Consider the following 1,972-nt stretch of genomic DNA (forward strand, 5'->3'; position numbering starts at 1 on the left):
AAAGTAGACCTTTTACAAAACGGTAAAGTAGTAGATACAAAAGAAGTAACAGCGGCAACAAATTGGAAGTACACGTTTGAAAAACTTCAGGCATACGATGCAAACGGAGCAGCGTACAAGTATGAAGTGAAAGAACAAGCGGTACCAGGATATGAATCCAAAGTAAGTGGTACTGATATCACAAATACAAAAGTAGGCAAAACAAAAGTAGAAGGAACGAAGACATGGAACGACGGAAATGCAACAGACCGTCCGACAATGATCAAAGTAGACTTACTACAAAACGGGAATGTGATTCAAACACACGACGTACTAGCAGTAATGGGTTGGAAATATATATTCTCAGATCTAGAAGCATATGATGCGGAAGGAAAGGCTTACGAGTATACAGTGAAAGAACAGCCAGTACCAGGATATGAATCTAAAGTAAGTGGTACTGATATCACAAATACAAAAGTAGGTCAAACAAAAGTAGAAGGAACGAAGACATGGAACGACGATAACGCAACAGATCGTCCAGAAATGATTCAAGTAGACCTTTTACAAAACGGTACAGTGATTGCGACGCAAGAAGTAAGCAAAGAAACAGGTTGGAAATATGAATTTAAAGATTTAGTAGCGTTCGATGCAAATGGAAAAGCATACAAGTATGAAGTGAAAGAACAACCGGTAGATGGATACGAATCCAAAGTCAATGGTTATGATATCACAAATACAAAAGTAGGCGAAACAAAAGTAGAAGGAACGAAAACATGGAAAGACGATAACGCGAAAGATCGTCCGGAAATGATCAAAGTAGACCTTTTACAAAACGGTAAAGTAGTAGATACAAAAGAAGTAACAGCGGCAACAAATTGGAAGTACACGTTTGAAAAACTTCAGGCATACGATGCAAACGGAGCAGCGTACAAGTATGAAGTGAAAGAACAAGCAGTAGCAGGATATGAATCCAAAGTAAGTGGTACTGATATCACAAATACAAAAGTAGGCGAAACAAAAGTAGAAGGAACGAAAACATGGAAAGACGATAACGCGAAAGATCGTCCGGAAATGATCAAAGTAGACCTTTTACAAAATGGAAAAGTAGTAGATACAAAAGAAGTAACAGCAGAAACAAGCTGGAAGTATACGTTTGAAAAGCTACAAGCATACGATGCAAATGGAGTAGCGTACAAGTATGAAGTGAAAGAACAAGCAGTAGCCGGATATGAATCCAAAGTAAATGGTACTGATATCACAAATACAAAAGTAGGCAAAACAAAAGTAGAAGGAACGAAGACATGGAACGACGGAAATGCAACAGACCGTCCGACAATAATCAAAGTAGACTTACTACAAAACGGGAATGTGATTCAAACACACGACGTACTAGCAGTAATGGGTTGGAAATATATATTCGCAGATTTAGCAGCATATGATGCGGAAGGAAAGGCTTACGAGTATACAGTGAAAGAACAGCCAGTAGCCGGATATGAATCCAAAGTAAGTGGTACTGATATCACAAATACAAAAGTAGGTCAAACAAAGGTAGAAGGAACGAAGACATGGAAAGACGATAACGCAACAGATCGTCCAGAAATGATTCAAGTAGACCTTTTACAAAATGGTACAGTGATCGCGACGCAAGAAGTAAGCGAAGCAGCAGATTGGAAATATGAATTCAAAGATTTAGCAGCATACGATGCAAACGGAGTAGCATACAAGTATGAAGTGAAGGAACAACCAGTAGCCGGATATGAATCCAAAGTAAGTGGTACTGACATCACAAATACAAAAGTAGGCGAAACAAAAGTAGAAGGAACGAAAACATGGAAAGACGATAACGCGAAAGATCGTCCGGAAATGATTCAAGTAGACCTTCTACAAAATGGTACAGTGATTGCGACGCAAGAAGTAAGCAAAGCAACAGGCTGGAAATACGAATTCAAAGATTTAGCAGCATACGATGCAAATGGAGTAGCGTACAAGTATG

Annotated in this window: 1 protein-coding gene; it reads left to right on the top strand. The window is 38.9% G+C overall.

Annotated features, from left to right (window positions below):
• Positions 1-1,972, top strand: a 1,972-nt coding sequence (locus tag DM800_RS28405; protein WP_147788161.1) for a Cna B-type domain-containing protein, incomplete at both ends; no start/stop codon positions are given.

The sequence above is a fragment of the Bacillus sp. AY18-3 genome, from assembly GCF_008042305.1.
Taxonomy (GTDB): domain Bacteria; phylum Bacillota; class Bacilli; order Bacillales; family Bacillaceae_G; genus Bacillus_A; species Bacillus_A wiedmannii.